Origin of the sequence: Streptomyces sp. NPDC059909 (assembly GCF_042730885.1) — a bacterium.
GTDB lineage: Bacteria > Actinomycetota > Actinomycetes > Streptomycetales > Streptomycetaceae > Streptomyces.
The window spans coordinates 1-16550 of sequence record NZ_JBHWKX010000028.1; the positions used below are offsets into that span (position 1 = coordinate 1).

The 16550-nt window shown below is 68.5% G+C and carries 12 protein-coding genes; 11 read left to right on the forward strand and 1 reads right to left on the reverse strand.

The annotated features are described in order from the left end of the window. Positions 1-91 precede the first annotated feature (91 nt). Positions 92-322 (reverse strand): hypothetical protein, encoded by a 231-nt coding sequence (locus tag ACFV9O_RS19975; RefSeq protein WP_385419658.1) that lies wholly within the window; start codon positions 320-322, stop codon positions 92-94. Positions 323-614: 292 nt separating this feature from the next. On the opposite strand from ACFV9O_RS19975, the gene ACFV9O_RS19980 reads away from it, so the two are divergent. The 11 genes from ACFV9O_RS19980 (at position 615) to ACFV9O_RS20030 (ending at position 16547) form a co-directional block, all read left to right on the forward strand. After that, positions 615-3098, forward strand: coding sequence for an ABC transporter substrate-binding protein (locus ACFV9O_RS19980; protein ID WP_385419852.1), 2484 nt, complete (start codon positions 615-617; stop codon positions 3096-3098). Between the two features lie 342 nt (positions 3099-3440). After that, positions 3441-5342, forward strand: coding sequence for a translational GTPase TypA (typA, locus tag ACFV9O_RS19985; protein WP_385419661.1), 1902 nt, complete (start codon positions 3441-3443; stop codon positions 5340-5342). A gap of 543 nt (positions 5343-5885) precedes the next feature. Further along, positions 5886-7526 carry an ABC transporter substrate-binding protein gene (locus ACFV9O_RS19990; RefSeq protein ID WP_385419664.1) on the forward strand — a complete coding sequence of 547 codons (1641 nt, stop codon included), beginning with the start codon at positions 5886-5888 and terminating at the stop codon, positions 7524-7526. A gap of 171 nt (positions 7527-7697) precedes the next feature. Next, positions 7698-8630: an ABC transporter permease gene (locus ACFV9O_RS19995; RefSeq protein ID WP_385419667.1), complete on the forward strand. Its 933-nt coding sequence runs from the start codon at positions 7698-7700 to the stop codon at positions 8628-8630. Continuing rightward, positions 8623-9576 (forward strand): ABC transporter permease, encoded by a 954-nt coding sequence (locus ACFV9O_RS20000; RefSeq protein ID WP_385419668.1) that lies wholly within the window; start codon positions 8623-8625, stop codon positions 9574-9576. The genes ACFV9O_RS19995 and ACFV9O_RS20000 overlap by 8 nt, the downstream gene beginning before the upstream one ends. A gap of 11 nt (positions 9577-9587) precedes the next feature. After that, on the forward strand, positions 9588-10646 hold the full coding sequence (locus tag ACFV9O_RS20005) for an ABC transporter ATP-binding protein (protein ID WP_385419671.1): 1059 nt from the start codon (positions 9588-9590) through the stop codon (positions 10644-10646). Beyond that, entirely contained in the window at positions 10639-11787 is a 1149-nt protein-coding gene (locus ACFV9O_RS20010; RefSeq protein ID WP_385419673.1) for an ABC transporter ATP-binding protein, read from the forward strand. The genes ACFV9O_RS20005 and ACFV9O_RS20010 overlap by 8 nt, the downstream gene beginning before the upstream one ends. Positions 11788-11910: 123 nt before the next feature. Further along, positions 11911-12861, forward strand: coding sequence for a GNAT family N-acetyltransferase (locus tag ACFV9O_RS20015; RefSeq protein ID WP_385419676.1), 951 nt, complete (start codon positions 11911-11913; stop codon positions 12859-12861). A 115-nt stretch (positions 12862-12976) separates the two neighbouring features. After that, entirely contained in the window at positions 12977-14611 is a 1635-nt protein-coding gene (locus ACFV9O_RS20020; protein WP_385419679.1) for an ABC transporter substrate-binding protein, read from the forward strand. Positions 14612-14650: 39 nt separating this feature from the next. Then, on the forward strand, positions 14651-15574 hold the full coding sequence (locus ACFV9O_RS20025; protein WP_385419682.1) for an ABC transporter permease: 924 nt from the start codon (positions 14651-14653) through the stop codon (positions 15572-15574). Beyond that, complete coding sequence (locus ACFV9O_RS20030) at positions 15567-16547, forward strand: ABC transporter permease (RefSeq protein WP_385419685.1); 981 nt, start codon at positions 15567-15569, stop codon at positions 16545-16547. Before ACFV9O_RS20025 ends, ACFV9O_RS20030 begins: the two co-directional genes overlap by 8 nt. Positions 16548-16550: the final 3 nt, after the last annotated feature.

Below are 16550 nucleotides of genomic sequence, written 5' to 3' on the forward strand. Positions count from 1 at the left end.
TGCCGTCGCGAGGGTGTCCAGGTTGTTCGTCACAAAACGATCTTGGACGCCCTCGCTCTCGTCTCTGCAGGCACCCCTTGGAATTGATCATCTAGGGCGCGTGCCGGTCGCGCGCACCCAGGCCCTCGTCGTCCGAGTCCGTCCACAGCGAGCTGTCGTACGGAGTGTCGGGGATGGTGACCAGATTCTCGGGTCGGCCGGCCGGCTGGGCACGGGTGGCGCCCTCCCGCGATTGCGAGAGGTTCCGCTCCAGCCGCTCGACCGTACGGGCCAGGTCGTCGAGGCGTCGCTTGACGTCCGTCAACTCGTCCTGCATGGACATGTGTTGCCCTCACTTCCGCGGTCGCGGGTGGCATGCGGTTTCTGGGGTTGCTCCCCAGAGGGCTCTTTGTGCGCCTGCGAGTGTTGCGCGTCACATCCCTTGTTGTGAAGGCGTGTGCACCGATTCCCGCGCGCGCCACCCGTTAGGGGGCGTCCCCGTTGAGCCGCATGGGTGGGGTTCACGGGGCGCTGCGCCGTGTCGGCGTCACGCCCTGCCTGCCGTGGCCTTCAGTGTAGGCGCAATAGGTGTGATCATCCCTAAATACCCGAACCAGGACGAAGAGGTACAGGCCATGCCCTACGTCGTCGCCTCACGCCGGAGGACCCTGCGTTCCGTTGCCCTGCTCACCAGCGGTGTGCTCGCGCTCCCCGCGCTGGCGGGCTGCAGCACGTCGGAGCCCGGGAGCGAGGCCAAGCCGGTCCCCGCGGACATCGGGCCCGCCGCCCGCGACCTGGTCGAGGACGGCGGCACCCTGCGTTGGGCCGTCGACGCCGTGCCCGTGACGCTCAACGCCTTCCAGGCGGACGCCGACGCCGCCACGTCCCGCATCACGGGTGCCGCTCTCCCTTCTCTCTTCACCCTCGACGAGCGCGGGCGCCCGCAGCGCAACCCCGACTTCCTGGAGTCGGCGGAGATCGTCGAGCGCGAGCCCAAGCAGGTCGTCCTCTACAAGCTCAACCAGGAGGCGGTCTGGAGCGACGGCCGCGAGATCGGGGCGCCCGACTTCCTCGCCCAGTGGCGGGCCCTCAGCGGCAAGGACTCGGCGTACTGGACCGCGCGCAACGCGGGCTACGACCGCATCGAGAAGATCGAGCGCGGCGCGAGCGACCTGGAGGTCCGGGTCACCTTCGCCAAGCGGTACGCCGACTGGCAGTCGCTCTTCACCCCGCTCTACCCGAAGGAGGTGATGGACACCCCGTCCGCCTTCAACGAGGGAGCCAGGTCCCGGCTCGCGTCCACCGCCGGGCCCTTCAAGCTCCAGGACCTCGACCGCAAGGCCGGCACCGCGACCCTCGTCCGCAACCCGCGCTGGTGGGGGGAGGCCGCCAAGCTCGACTCGCTCGTCCTGCGCGCCGTGCCCCGCGACCAGCGCGCCGAAGCACTCGCCATGGGCACGGTCGATCTGGCCGAAATCGATCGCAGCGTCGCCGACCGGATCGCCGTGGCCACACGGGACGAGAAGAAGCAGGCCGGGCAGCACGGCTCCGGCGCCAAGAACGCCCAGGCCGCGGCGTTCAAGCCGCGGGCGCACGCCTTCGGCTCCGACGAGGACGAGGCGGAGACCGTCCTGCTGGCCCGGAAGCAGAACCAGGCCGCGCTCGCCGAGTACGCGAACCAGCAGATCGCGCTGCGTGCCTTCGTCGTCCGCAAGACGCTGGAGCCCGCGTACACCCAGCTCGCGCTCAACGGTGAGTCCGGGCCGCTCGCGGACGAGCGGGTACGCCGCGCCGTGGCCCGCGCGCTCGACCGCAAGGAGCTCGCCGAGGCCGTACTGAAGCCGCTGGGGCTGCCCGCGCACCCGGTCGGCAGCCATCTCGCGCTCGCCGGGCAGTCGGCGTACGCCGACAGCAGCGGGGCGCTCGGCGACCAGGACACCCAGGAGGCGCAGGCGCTGCTCGCCGACGCGGGGTGGACGCCGGAGGGAGCGCGCAAGAAGGCGCCCGGCGATGGGACCAAGGCGGGTGCGGAGGCGAGCGCCGGGGCGAGCGCGGGCGCGAGCCCGGCCGCCGAGAGCCCCGCGAACGGCCCCGCGGCCAGGCCCCCGGCCCCTGGGAACGCCGGGAACGCCGAGAGCCCCGCGCACGGCCCCGCCGCCACGGCGGGCAGCCCTGTGGCCAAGCCCCCGGCTCCCGGGAGCGCCGGGAGCAACGCGGCCGCGGACCTCGCCTCCGACGAGGGCCTCTACATCGTCGGCGACGACAAGCCAGGCGACGCCGTCCCCGGTCGCGAGGCCGGCTGGAACATCCTCGCCCCGGCCAGGACCGCCGCCCTCCAGAGAGCGGCCCTGCGCCGCCAGGCCGACTCCCTCGCCCCAGGCCGCGTCGACTTCCGGAACCACGACGTCCCCGCGAGCCGCGCCGGCAGCCTCGCCGCGGGTTCCCGCGACGACTCCGCCGACGGGGACGGGAAGCAGGGCGGCGTCGCCGGCGCCTACGCCCCGATCGGCACCCGCGCCCCCGCCGCCCCCGCCGACAGGCCGAAGAGCGCGCGCGGTCCGCTCGGCAAGGACGGCAAGGCGCTCACTCTGCGCTTCGTCCTCCCGTCGGGGCCCGGCTCCGAGCCCCTGCGCACGGTCGGCAACCGGATCGTCCGCATGCTGGACAGGATCGGCATCCGTACCGAGATCACCAAGGTCGACGACGAGAGCTTCTTCAAGGACCACATCGCCTCCGGGAAGTACGACCTCGCCCTCTACTCCTGGCCCGCCTCCGCCTACCCGGCGACCGACGCCCGCCCGATCTTCGCCAAGCCCGAGCCCGCGACCGACGGCTCGCTGCTGGTGGAGCAGAACTACACCCGGGTCGGCACGGACCACATCGACCAGCTCTTCGACCAGGCGGTCGCCGAGCTGGACGAGAAGGAGGCCCAGGAGCTGATGAAGCAGGCCGACGCCCGGATCTGGGCCGCGGCCGGGTCCATCCCCCTCTACCAGCGCCCGCAGCTGGTGGCCGTCAAGCGGGATCTGGTGAACGCGGGTGCCTTCGGCTTCGCCTCACCCCGCTATCAGGACATCGGCTTCAAGAAGTCGAAAACCACGACGAACAACAAGAAGTAGCCGCTCAGCCCCGGGCGGCCGGCTCGGGGGAGCGTCGCCGCCGGTGCCCGAAGCCCGGAGAACCTCAGAAGCAGCTCAAGTCCCTTGCCCGCCGGAGCCGCCGGCGGGCAAGGTCATCCATGCGTATCCGCCCATGACCCGGGCCTCTGCCAGCACCTGCTCCGCCCCCACCGCTTGACCCCACAAGCCCCCAAGATCGCCCTGAGCCCGCTCTCGGATCGGGCCCGGAAGCCGCTTGCGCGGCAGCCCCGTACCATGGACACAGCCGTGGCGCGTCCGCCCGGCGGGCGTACGAGCAAACAGACGCCGCATCCCACGATCCGAGAGAAGCAGCTAGCCAGCATGCCCACGCGCCATGACATCCGTAACGTCGCCATCGTCGCCCACGTCGACCACGGCAAGACCACCCTGGTCGACGCCATGCTGAAGCAGGCCGGTGCCTTCGCCGCCCACCAGCAGCTCGACGACCGCATGATGGACTCGAACGACCTGGAGCGTGAGAAGGGCATCACGATCCTCGCCAAGAACACCGCGGTGAAGTACCACCCGAAGCACGGCGGGGACCCGATCACGATCAACATCATCGACACCCCCGGCCACGCCGACTTCGGCGGCGAGGTCGAGCGCGGTCTGTCGATGGTCGACGCGGTCGTGCTGCTCGTCGACGCCTCCGAGGGCCCGCTCCCGCAGACCCGCTTCGTGCTGCGCAAGGCCCTCCAGGCCCGGATGCCCGTCATCCTGTGCATCAACAAGACGGACCGCCCGGACTCCCGTATCGACGAGGTCGTCAACGAGACGTACGACCTCTTCCTGGACCTGGACGCGGACGAGGACCAGATCGAGTTCCCGATCGTCTACGCCTGCGCCCGCGACGGTGTCGCCTCGCTGACCAAGCCGGAGGACGGCACCGTCCCCGCCGACAGCGACAGTCTGGAGCCCTTCTTCTCGACCCTCCTGGAGACCGTCCCGGCTCCGGAGTACGACGAGAAGGCCCCCCTCCAGGCCCACGTCACCAACCTGGACGCCGACAACTTCCTCGGCCGTATCGCGCTGCTCCGCGTCGAGCAGGGCGAGCTGCGCAAGGGCCAGACCGTGGCCTGGATCAAGCGCGACGGCACGATCGCCAACGTCCGCATCAGCGAGCTGATGATGACCGAGGCCCTGACCCGCAAGCCCGCCGAGATGGCCGGCCCCGGTGACATCTGCGCCGTCGCCGGTATCCCCGACATCATGATCGGCGAGACGCTGGCCGACCCGGAGAACCCGGTCGCGCTGCCGCTGATCACGGTCGACGAGCCCGCCATCTCGATGACCATCGGTACGAACACGTCGCCGCTCGTCGGCCGTGGCGGCACCGGCAAGGGCGCGGACGCCAAGTCCGCGGTCAAGGACCGCAAGGTCACCGCGCGCCAGGTCAAGGACCGCCTCGACCGCGAGCTGATCGGTAACGTCTCGCTGCGCGTCCTGGACACCGAGCGCCCGGACGCCTGGGAGGTACAGGGCCGTGGTGAGCTGGCGCTGGCCATCCTGGTCGAGCAGATGCGCCGTGAGGGCTTCGAGCTGACCATCGGCAAGCCGCAGGTCGTCACCAAGGAGGTCGACGGCAAGATCCACGAGCCGGTCGAGCGCATGACGATCGACGTGCCCGAGGAGCACATGGGCGCGGTCACGCAGCTCATGGGCGTCCGCAAGGGCCGGATGGACAACATGTCGAACCACGGCTCCGGCTGGGTCCGCATGGAGTTCGTCGTCCCGTCCCGCGGCCTCATCGGCTTCCGTACGGAGTTCCTGACCAACACCCGCGGCACGGGCATCGCCCACTCCATCCACGAGGGTCACGAGCCGTGGTTCGGCACGCTGACGACCCGGAACAACGGCTCGCTGGTCGCCGACCGCTCCGGCGCGGTCACGGGCTTCGCGATGACGAACCTCCAGGAGCGCGGCGTCCTGTTCGTCGAGCCGGGCACCGAGGTCTACGAGGGCATGATCGTCGGCGAGAACTCCCGCTCGGACGACATGGACGTGAACATCACCAAGGAGAAGAAGCTCACCAACATGCGCTCCTCCACGGCCGATGTCGCGGAGTCCATCGTTCCGCCGCGCAAGCTGTCGCTTGAGCAGTCCCTGGAGTTCTGCCGCGACGACGAGTGCGTCGAGGTGACCCCGGAGGCCGTCCGCATCCGTAAGGTCAACCTGGACGCCCGCGAGCGCGCCCGCGCCGCCTCGCGCGCCAAGCACGGCTGACCCTGACCGGAAACGTCTCATCGGCCCGTATCCGCTCCACGGAGTGGATACGGGCCGAAGCTTTTCCCGGTGATTGTCGGGTACGCCTCAAGACGGCGAGGGGCGGTCGCGGGCCGCTGTGGGTGCGCGGGGGTGCTGAAGGGGTGTCAGGGCGGAGCCGGCCGCTCTGCCCACGGGCCCGGATCGTTCGTCAACTTCATTTAGGTCTTTGGTCCTGACCTTTGCGTCCGTTTAACGAACGGTGATCACCGGAACATGTGTTAACGGTCCGTTTCGCGGGTGTCTGTCTGTGATCGGTTTGTCCGGATTTCGGTCCCGGCGTATCCGGCGATGTTGTCAAAACGAGACCCTTTAAGTGTGGTTTACAGCCCTCACCTCCTTAATAGTTGGCTCCATTGAGCTCGGGTCAATGGGTCACGCGCTGTGGGGAGCGCCGACTCACGAGCACACTCGGGGCACTTGACAAGCTCGCTGTCAGGGGTGTCAGCGCGCGTAGAACAGTGCCCATCTTGTAGTGACTAGTGGACTCATGAGGAGGAACCCATGCGCGGTGCCAAGAGCGCCAAGTGGGTAGTGGGCGCGATCGTCGTCGCCCTGGCAGCGACCGCCTGTGGCGGGGGCAGTGACAGTGGCTCCGATGCCAACAAGGGTGCGGTTGACCCCAACGGCATCTTCTCCGTCGAGCTGGGTGAGCCGGAGAAGCTCCTGCACACCGGCGACACGATGGAGTCCAACGGCTCCGCGGTCATGGACGGCCTGTTCTCGCGGCTCGTCGACTACAAGGCCGACGGCTCGCTCGAGATGATCAACGCCGAGTCGGTGGAGACCACCGACTCCAAGACGTGGACCGTCAAGCTCAAGTCGGGCTGGACCTTCCACGACGGCACGCCGGTCACCGCCAAGTCCTACGTGGACGCGTGGAACTGGAGCGCCAACATCAACAACGCCCAGGGCCTGGCGTCCTGGTTCGCGGACATCAAGGGCTTCGACGCCCTGCACCCGGAGAAGGAAGGCGCCAAGCCGACCGCCGAGGCCATGACGGGCCTCAAGGTCGTCGACGACACCACCTTCACCATCGAGCTGAAGAACCCGGTCCCGTACTTCGCTCACAAGCTCGCCTACATCGTCTTCGCGCCGCTGCCCGAGTCCTTCTACAAGGACCCCAAGGCCGCGGGTGAGAAGCCGGTCGGCAACGGTCCCTACAAGTTCGAGAGCTGGGACCACAAGAAGCAGATCAAGATCGTCCGCTACGACGGCTACAAGGGCCCGAACAAGGCCAAGAACGGCGGTGTGGTCTTCAAGAACTACACCACGCTCGAGGCGGCCTACGAGGACCTCAAGTCCGGCAACGTGGACGTCCTGCGCCAGATCGCCCCGAAGGACCTCCCGGTCTACCGCCAGGACCTCGGCGACCGCGCCGTGGACCAGGCCTACTCCGCCGTCCAGACGCTGGCCATCGCGTTCTACGCGGACCAGTGGAAGAAGCCGAAGGCGGTCGACCCGAAGGTCATCCAGGGTCTGTCCATGGCCATCGACCGCGACACCATCACCAAGACGGTGCTGCAGGGTACGCGTGAGCCGGCCACCGGCTGGGTCGCCAAGGGCGTCCTCGGCTTCCAGGAGAACGCTGCCGGCGACGTCACCAAGTTCGACGCCGCCAAGGCCAAGGAGCTCATCAAGGCGGGCGGCGGCGTTCCGGGCAACGCCATCACCATCCAGTTCAACGCGGACGGCGGCCACAAGGAGTGGGTCGACGCCGTCTGCAACAGCATCACCCAGGCGACCGGTGTCAAGTGCACCGGCGACAGCAAGCCGGACTTCCAGGCCGACCTGACCGCTCGTAAGAACCAGCAGGTCAAGTCGATCTACCGCTCCGGCTGGGTGCTGGACTACCCGGTGAACTCCAACTTCATCAGCGACCTGTTCCGTACGGGCGCTGCGGGCAACCAGGGTGGCTTCACCAACAAGGCCCTGGACGCGAAGATCGCGGCCGCCGACTCCGCCCCGTCGCTCGACGAGTCGGTGAAGCAGTTCCAGGCCATCGAGAAGGACCTGGTCAACTACATGCCGTCGATCCCGCTCTGGTACTACAAGGTCAACGCGGGCTACTCGGAGAAGGTCTCCGGCGTTCAGTACGGCCAGGACGGTGACCCGATCCTGACCGGCGTCGAGGTCAAGAAGTAATCATCCAAGCGTAGTCCGCAAGCCGAGTGCGGGGCTGACCATCGTCGGCCCCGCCCCGGCGCCTTACGCAGCGGCTGGGGGGCCCTTCCACGACATCCGCGTGCCCACTGGGGACGCGGATGCCGGGGGAGGGCCCGTCGGCTGCGGCTGTCACATTTCAACGGAGGCATGATGGGGCGCTATGTCGCACGACGACTGCTCCAGATGATCCCGGTTTTCCTCGGGACGACCTTTCTGATCTTTTTCATGGTCTACAGCCTGCCGGGCGACCCCGTGGCGGGGCTGTTCGGCGACAAGGGTGTCGACCCGGCGACCCTGGCCGCGAAGAGAAAAGAACTGGGGCTGGATCTTCCGATCTGGCAGCAGTACTGGAACTACATGACCGACATCATCCTGCACTTCGACTTCGGCAACCAGATCCGCAACGGTCGCCCGGTCACCGAAGTGCTGGGTGACGCGTTCCCCATCACCCTGCAGCTTGCTGCCCTCGCCTTCGCCTTCGAGCTGGTCTTCGGCATCGGCCTGGGTGTCATCGCGGGCCTGCGGGCCGGTCGACTCGCCGACAACGCGGTCCTGATCTTCACCCTGCTGATCATCTCGATCCCGGTCTTCGTCCTCGGCTTCATCATCAAGCTGGTCTTCGCCTTCGAGCTGGGCTGGATCGCGCCGAACGTGAGCAACGAGCAGAGATTGTCCGAGCTGATCGCGCCGGCCATTGTGCTCGGTGGCCTCTCGCTCGCGTACGTCGCCCGGCTCACCCGTACCTCCATGGCGGAGAACCTGCGCGCCGACTACATGCGCACGGCCATCGCGAAGGGCCTGCCCAAGCGCCGGGTCATCGGCGTGCACCTGATGCGCAACTCGATGATCCCCGTCATCACCTTCCTGGGCACCGACATCGGCGCCCTGATGGGCGGCGCCGTCGTCACCGAAGGCATCTTCAACGTCAAGGGCGTCGGTGGTCTGATCTACGAATCGATCACCCGACGTGAGGGCACCACCCTGGTTGGCCTCGTCACCATCCTGGTGCTCGTCTACCTCGTCACCAGCCTGCTCATCGACCTGCTGTACGCGGTCCTGGACCCGAGGATCCGTTATGCCTGACGTGACCAAGACCGCCCTCTCGACCGAGAGTGAGGTCGACACACCTGTCGTCGCGGACGTCGCGCCCGCGCCGAAGAAGGAGAAGGCCCGCAGCCTCTGGGGTGACGCCTGGGCGGACCTGCGCCGTAACCCGTACTTCCTGGTGTCGTCGGTCCTGATCTTCTTCCTGCTGGTCATCACGGCCTTCCCGGGCTGGTTCACCAGCGCCTCGCCCACGGCGGGTGACCTGGTGCACCACTACCTCGGCAAGCCGGAGCTCGGCAAGATCGGCTCGGACGGCTGGCTGGGCTGGGACGGCCAGGGCCGTTCCGTGTACGCCCGACTGATCCACGGCACCCGTGCCTCGGTCATCGTCGGAATCAGCGTCACCCTGATCGTCACGATCATCGGCGGCATCATGGGCATGATCGCCGGATACTTCGGCGGCATCATCGACGCGCTCCTGTCCCGGCTCACCGACATCTTCTTCGGCATCCCGTTCCTGCTCGGCGCCATGGTGGTCCTGCAGTCCTTCACGGACCGCACCATCTGGGTGGTCGTCTTCGCCCTGGCGTTCCTCGGCTGGACCCAGATCACCCGCGTCATGCGCGGTGCCGTGATCACCATCAAGCAGGCCGACTACGTCCACGCGGCGAAGGCGCTCGGCGCCGGTACGACCCGGATCCTGTTCTGGCACATCCTGCCGAACGCCATGGCCCCGGTGATCGTCGTCGCGACCATCGCGCTCGGCGGCTACATCTCCGCGGAGGCGACCCTGTCGTACCTGGGTCTCGGGCTCTCGTCGCCCATCGTCTCCTGGGGTGTCGACGTCTCCGCCGGTGTCCAGCAGATCCGGACGGCGCAGCACATTCTGCTGTTCCCCTCGATCATGCTGAGCCTCACCGTTCTGGCGTTCATCATGCTCGGCGAAGCAGTCCGCAACGCCCTCGACCCCAAGCTGCGCTGAGGAGGGCGTACGTGACCATCATCGACAACACCACGACGGTCCCCGCGCCGCGCGACGGCGACGACCACAACGGGCCGCTGCTCGAAGTCCGCAACCTGCACGTCGAGTTCCACACCCGGGACGGCGTCGCCAAGGCCGTCAACGGCGTCAACTACTCGGTGAACGCCGGTGAGACGCTGGCCGTGCTGGGTGAGTCCGGCTCCGGCAAGTCCGTCACCGCGCAGGCCATCATGGGCATCCTCGACATGCCGCCCGGAAAGATCCCGCAGGGCGAGATCCTCTTCCGCGGCGAGGACATGCTCAAGATGTCCTACGAGGAGCGGCGGAAGATCCGCGGTCAGAAGATCGCGATGATCTTCCAGGACGCGCTCTCCTCGCTGAACCCGGTACTGACCGTCGGCTACCAGCTCGGCGAGATGTTCCGCGTCCACCACGGCCTGTCCAAGAAGGAGGCCAAGGCCAAGTCCATCGAGCTGATGGACAAGGTCAAGATTCCGGCCGCCGCGGCCCGGATCGACGACTACCCGCACCAGTTCTCGGGCGGTATGCGCCAGCGCATCATGATCGCCATGGCGCTGGCGCTGGAGCCGGACCTGATCATCGCGGACGAGCCGACCACCGCGCTCGACGTGACGGTCCAGGCCCAGGTGATGGACCTGCTCGCAGAGCTGCAGCGCGAGTACAACATGGGTCTGATCCTGATCACCCACGACCTCGGTGTCGTCGCCGACGTCGCGGACAAGATTGCCGTGATGTACGCGGGCCGGATCGTCGAGCAGGCGCCGGTGCACGAGCTGTACAAGCGCCCGGCCCACCCGTACACCCGGGGTCTGCTCGACTCGATCCCGCGCCTGGACCAGAAGGGCCAGGAGCTGTACGCGATCAAGGGCCTGCCGCCCAACCTGCTGCGTGTGCCGTCCGGCTGCGCCTTCAACCCGCGCTGCCCGAAGGCCGACGACATCTGCCGTACGGACATTCCGGTGCTGCACCCGGTGACCGAGCAGGACGGCACCGAGCTGCCCGGCCGCGGTAGCGCGTGCCACTTCTGGAAGGAGACGATCCATGGCTGAGCTCAGCAAGAACGATGAGGCCGTGGACGCGACCCCGAACGTGACCGAGGTCGCGACGGTCGACGCCGTCACCGAGGCGGAGGCCGTGGCCGCCATCGAGGCGCCGGTCGACCGCGGTGAGCCGATCCTTCAGGTGCGCAACCTGGTCAAGCACTTCCCGCTGACCCAGGGCATCCTCTTCAAGAAGAGCGTCGGTGCGGTCAAGGCCGTGGACGGGGTCTCCTTCGACCTCTACCAGGGCGAGACCCTCGGCATCGTGGGCGAGTCGGGCTGTGGCAAGTCCACGGTCGCCAAGCTGCTGATGTCGCTGGAGACGGCGACGGCCGGCGAGGTCTTCTACAAGGGCCAGGACATCACCCGGCTGTCCGGGCGGGCGCTGAAGGCGGTCCGCCGGAACATCCAGATGGTGTTCCAGGACCCCTACACCTCGCTGAACCCGCGTATGACGGTCGGCGACATCATCGGCGAGCCCTTCGACATCCACCCCGAGGTGGCCCCGAAGGGCGACCGGCGCCGCAAGGTGCAGGAACTGCTGGACGTCGTCGGTCTGAACCCGGAGTACATCAACCGGTACCCGCACCAGTTCTCCGGCGGTCAGCGCCAGCGCATCGGCATCGCCCGCGGTCTCGCGCTCAACCCGGAGATCATCATCTGCGACGAGCCGGTCTCGGCGCTCGACGTCTCCGTGCAGGCGCAGGTCATCAACCTGATGGAGAAGCTGCAGGACGAGTTCAACCTGTCCTACGTCTTCATCGCGCACGACCTGTCGATCGTCCGGCACATCTCCGACCGGGTCGGCGTGATGTACCTCGGCAAGATGGCCGAGATCGGTACGGACACGCAGATCTACGACCACCCGACGCACCCCTACACCCAGGCGCTGCTGTCGGCGGTCCCCGTGCCCGACCCGGCGGCCCGCGAGGGTCGCGAGCGGATCATCCTCACCGGTGACGTCCCGTCGCCGGCGAACCCGCCGTCCGGCTGCCGCTTCCGCACCCGCTGCTGGAAGGCCGAGGACAGGTGCGCCACCGAGGTCCCGCTGCTGGCGGTCCCGGAGCGCTTCGTCGGCCAGGACACCCCGGCCGCGCACGAGTCGGCGTGCCACTTCGCCGAGGAGAAGGACGTCGTCCACGCGGCGTGATCGTCGCCCGTACGGCACCTGGGGCGCCCGGAACCACTGAGGTTCCGGGCGCCTTCGGCATTCCCGGGCGCCGCCGTCGATAAGCCGTTGCCCGGCGCCCGGCGATCGCGCCAGGGTGCCCTCATGAACGCGAAACCCGCTCTGCGCCGAGCAACGCCCGCCGACGCGCCCGCCGTCCACCGGCTCCTCAACGCCATCGACACGATCGAGATCGGCCACCCCGAGACCGACCTCCACACGGTCCAGGCTGATCTCGCGGGGACCGAGGCCTGGGTCGCCGAGGAGGGCGACGAGCCCGTCGCCTTCGGCATGGTCTGGCAGGAGACCAGTGAGCCCGTGGAGCCCGACGCATCCGGGACGGAGCGGATCGAGGCCGATCTGTACGCGCTGCCCGGACGGACCGCCGCGACCGCCGCGCTTCTCGCCACGATGGAGGGCAGGGCCGCCGAGCTGGCTGCTGCCAGCGGGGCGAGCCGGTCGGTCGTCCACCTGGGGCTGTCGACGGCCACCAGCGTGGACACCGGGCAGGTGCGGTCCCGCGGCTGGCGGCCCGTACGCCGGTACAACGTCCTGACGCGCGAGGTGGACGGGACCGACACCCCGCCCGAACTCCCCGCCGGGCTGACCCTCCGTACGTGTGGGACGGAGGAGGACCGTCGCCTCGCCCACGCCGTCCTCGAGGAGTCGTTCGCCGAGCACTACGACCACCGGGTACGTGCATACGACGCGTGGCTGGAGCGGATGGAGGAGAGCAGCCCCGTCGACTGGTCCCTCGTCTGGATCGCCCGCGCGGACGGCGCGGGCGATGCGGCGGTGCTCCTGGCGCGTGACGACCGCGGAACCATGGGCTGGGTACGCGCGCTCGGGGTGCTCCCCGTGGCCCGCGGGCGCGGCCTCGGCGCGCTGCTGCTGCGGCAGGCGTTCGCCGAGTTCGCCCGCCGGGGCCGGACGACCGTTGGGCTCGCGGTCGACACCGGGAACACGACCGGCGCGCTGCGGCTGTACGAGCGGAGCGGGATGTCGCTCCACTACTCCGCGGACACCTGGGAACTGACGGTGCCTCTGCGCCGGTGAGCGATGCGCCCGTGATCTCTGCTCACGGAAGTACCGGCGTTGCGTGTGTGTGTTATGTCTGGGTCTGGGGTGATATTGGGATCTACGTATCGCCCTGCACCCCAGGAGGCACGCCATGCGCCGAGCCATCCGCGCCACGCCCGCCAGGTGGGCTGCCTGCGCCGCCGCCGTCGCGTTCGCCGCCACCGGCTGCGGCGGCGGCACCGAGGGCGGTGGCGGCGCCGACGGGATCGTGAGCTCCTCCTGGGGTGACCCGCAGAACCCGCTGGAGCCGGCGAACACCAACGAGGTCCAGGGCGGCAAGGTCCTCGACATGATCTTCCGCGGTCTCAAGCGCTACGACCCGAAGACCGGCGAGGCACAGGACATGCTCGCCGAGAAGATCGACACCACCGACTCCACCAACTTCACGGTCACCGTCAAGGACGGCTGGACCTTCTCCAACGGCGAGCCCGTCACCGCCCAGTCCTTCGTCGACGCCTGGAACTACGGCGCCCACCTGAAGCACAACCAGCGCAACGCCTACTTCTTCGGCTACATCGAGGGCTACGACCAGGTCCACCCCGAGTCCGGCGAGCCCACGGCCGCCACCATGTCCGGCCTCAAGGTCACCGGCCCGCGGACCTTCACGGTCAAGCTCACCCAGAAGTTCTCCACCTGGCCCGAGACCCTCGGCTACGCCGCCTTCGCGCCGCTCCCCAAGGCCTTCTTCACCGACCACAGCGCCTGGCTGGCCAAGCCCGTCGGCAACGGCCCGTACACCGTCGACTCGTACGCACGCGGCTCCCAGATGTCCCTGCGCCGCTGGGACCAGTACCCCGGCGACGACAAGGCGCAGAACGGCGGCATCGACCTCAAGGTCTACACGGACAACAACACCGCCTACACCGACCTGACGGCCGGGAATCTCGACCTCGTCGACGACGTCCCCGCGTCCCAGCTCAAGAACGTCGAGGCCGACCTCGGCGACCGGTACATCAACACCCCCGCCGGCATCATCCAGACGCTCGCCTTCCCCTACTACGACCCGGCGTGGAACAAGCCCGGCCAGGAGAAGGTCCGCAAGGGCCTGTCCATGGCGATCAACCGCGAGCAGATCACCGACACGATCTTCCGGAAGACCCGCACCCCCGCCAAGGACTGGACGTCCCCGGTCCTCGGGGCGGACGGCGGCTTCGACGACACGCTCTGCGGTGACGCCTGTACGTACAACCCGGGCGAGGCGAAGAAGCTGATCGCGGAGGGCGGCGGGCTCCCCCGCGGCCAGGTGAGGATCACGTACAACGCGGACAGCGGCTCGCACAAGGAGTGGGTGGACGCCGTCTGCAACTCCATCAACAACGCGCTCGGCAACGACAAGGCCTGCGTCGGCAACCCCGTCGGCACCTTCGCCGACTACCGCAACCAGATCACCCAGTCCAAGATGACCGGCCCCTTCCGGGCGGGCTGGCAGATGGACTACCCGCTCATCCAGAACTTCCTCCAGCCGCTCTACTACACCAACGCCTCCTCCAACGACGGCAAGTGGTCCAACGAGGAGTTCGACCGGCTCGTCGACGAGGCCAACGCCGAGACCGACACGGCGCAGGCCATCGGCACGTTCAAGCAGGCCGAAGGGGTCGTACGGGACCAGATGGCGGCGATCCCGCTCTGGTACCAGAACGGCAGCGCCGGCTACTCGGACCGGATCAGCAACGTCTCGCTGAACCAGTTCAGCGTCCCCGTCTACAACGAGATCAAGGTCGGCTGACGTCCGTCCGAGAACGCTGTTCACCCCCAGGAGCCCCCCATGGGACGTTATGTGATCCGGCGTCTGCTCCAGATGATCCCGGTCTTCATCGGCGCGACGCTGCTGATCTTCCTGATGGTGAACGTGATGGGCGACCCCATCGCGGGGCTCTGCGGCGACCGCGAGTGCGACCCGGCGACCGCCGCCCAGCTGCGCAAGGAGTTCGGCCTCGACAAGCCCGTGTGGCAGCAATACCTGACCTACATGGGCAACGTCTTCACCGGGGACTTCGGCACCGCGTTCAACGGCCAGCCGGTCACCGAACTGATGGCCACCGCCTTCCCGGTCACCATCCGGCTCACCCTCGTCGCGATCTTCTTCGAGATCGTCATCGGCATCGGCCTCGGCGTGCTCACCGGACTGCGCCGCGGCCGTCCCGTCGACACCTCCGTGCTGCTGCTCACGCTGGTGGTCATCTCCGTCCCGACCTTCGTCACCGGTCTGCTGCTCCAGCTGCTGCTCGGGGTGGAGTGGGGCTGGATCAGACCCTCCGTCTCCTCCGAGGCGCCGCTCGGCGAACTGATCGTGCCCGGACTCGTGCTCGCCTCCGTCTCCCTCGCCTACGTCACCCGGCTGACGAGGACGTCCATCGCCGAGAACAAGCGCGCCGACTACGTCCGCACGGCGATCGCCAAAGGGCTGCCGCGCCACCGCGTCATCGGCCATCATCTGCTGCGCAACTCACTGATCCCCGTGGTCACCTTCATCGGCGCCGACATCGGCGCCCTGATGGGCGGGGCCATCGTCACCGAGCGGATCTTCAACATCCACGGCGTCGGCTACCAGCTCTACCAGGGCATCCTCCGCCAGAACACCCAGACCGTCGTCGGCTTCGTGACCGTGCTGGTGCTGGTGTTCCTGGCGGTGAACCTGCTCGTCGACCTCCTGTACGCCGTACTCGACCCGAGGATCCGCTATGCCTGAGCCGCAGTACGACGACGGGGGAGCCATCGCCCCGACCGGCGCCGGCGGCGCGATGGACCTCGCCACGAGCGAGGGGGAGACCCTGGAGCGGACCCCCGGCGGCCCGCAGGGCACGGGGCCCGCGGCGAAACCCCGCAGCCTCTGGTCGGACGCCTGGCGCGATCTGCGCCGCAACCCCGTCTTCATCGTCTCGGGACTGATCATCGTCTTCCTGGTGATCATCTCGATCTGGCCGTCGCTGATCGCCTCCGGCAATCCGCTCGCCTGCGATCTCGCCAAGGCCCAGGAAGGCTCCCAGCCGGGCCACCCCTTCGGCTTCGACGGCCAGGGCTGCGACGTGTACACCCGGGTCGTCTACGGCGCCCGCACCTCGGTGACCGTCGGCGTCTGCGCGACCCTCGGCGTTGCGCTCCTCGGCTCCGTACTCGGCGGGGTGGCCGGATACTTCGGCGGGGCCTCGGACTCCGTCCTGTCCCGCCTCACCGACGTCTTCTTCGCCATCCCGGTCGTGCTCGGCGGCCTGGTGCTGCTGTCCGTCGTCACCAGCAACACGGTCTGGCCCGTGATCGGCTTCATGGTGCTGCTCGGCTGGCCGCAGATCTCCCGCATCGCCCGCGGCGCGGTGATCACGGCCAAGCAGAACGACTACGTCCAGGCCGCGCGGGCCCTCGGCGCGTCCCACCCCCGGCTGCTGCTGCGGCACATCGCGCCCAACGCGGTGGCACCGGTCATCGTCGTGGCGACGATCGCGCTCGGTACGTACATCGCGCTGGAGGCGACCCTCTCCTACCTCGGCGTCGGGCTGCGGCCGCCCACCGTGTCATGGGGCATCCAGATCTCCGCCGCGTCCCCGTACATCCGCAACGCCCCGCACATGCTGCTCTGGCCGGCTGGTGCGCTCGCCGTCACCGTGCTCGCGTTCATCATGCTCGGCGACGCGGTGCGCGACGCCCTCGACCCCAAGCTGCGCTGAGGA